Source organism: Deltaproteobacteria bacterium (genome assembly GCA_011773515.1).
In the GTDB taxonomy this organism is placed as follows: domain Bacteria; phylum Desulfobacterota; class Deferrimicrobia; order J040; family J040; genus WVXK01.
Genome location: WVXK01000078.1, coordinates 78,998 through 79,602, shown reverse-complemented (window position 1 = coordinate 79,602; position 605 = coordinate 78,998). Strand labels below are relative to the sequence as shown.

Here is a 605-nt window from a genome sequence, read left to right as displayed (position 1 = left end):
ATTGGCAAGGGCATACTGAAGCCACGCAAGGCGTATGTAGGGAAGGCCCGGATACCCGAAGAACATCGTGGGGAGCAGTTTGTACCCCACGCCATAAATGAGAAACACCACGAATCCCACGAGGAGAAGGTGAACGTGGGTGAAGAGGAAGTTATCGTTCCCCGTGACAAGCATCCCCGCCCCGAGGGCCATTCCCAGGATCAGATAGAAGAAAGAGGTAACGATGTAGACCATCGTGAGTCTGTTGATTCTCTCGAGGGCCTCCCGGTCAGGAACAGCAAATCCTATCTTTTTATCTGAGGTCTGCATGTCCTGGATTAACTATACACCGGTTTCGTGAGTTTTTCGTCCCTGTATGTTTTGTTCAGCCAGATCAGCTGCGGGGCCCCCGAGAGCAGCCACGAGACGTCCCCTTCGAGGAGGATCCTGTTCTTTATGAGTCCCGTTATGATCCCCGCTTTTTCGATATCCCCGACAAATATACCTCCGCAGATATACCCATCCTTGAGGATGAACTTTCTGTAGAGGTGTTTCTCCCTGTCGATCCTGGAAATAACCTCATAGGTATCGTCCGGCGGGTCTACGTGGCCCATGGATATGGTGTG

2 protein-coding genes are annotated in these 605 nt (G+C 52.1%); both read right to left on the bottom strand.

Annotated features, from left to right (window positions below; translation table 11 throughout):
* A partial coding sequence (locus tag GTN70_09325; protein NIO17184.1) for a hypothetical protein occupies positions 1-309 on the bottom strand: 309 nt, incomplete at its 3' end.
* A gap of 8 nt (positions 310-317) precedes the next feature.
* Positions 318-605 (bottom strand): NAD(P)/FAD-dependent oxidoreductase (locus GTN70_09320; protein NIO17183.1); only part of this gene is annotated, 288 nt, incomplete at its 5' end.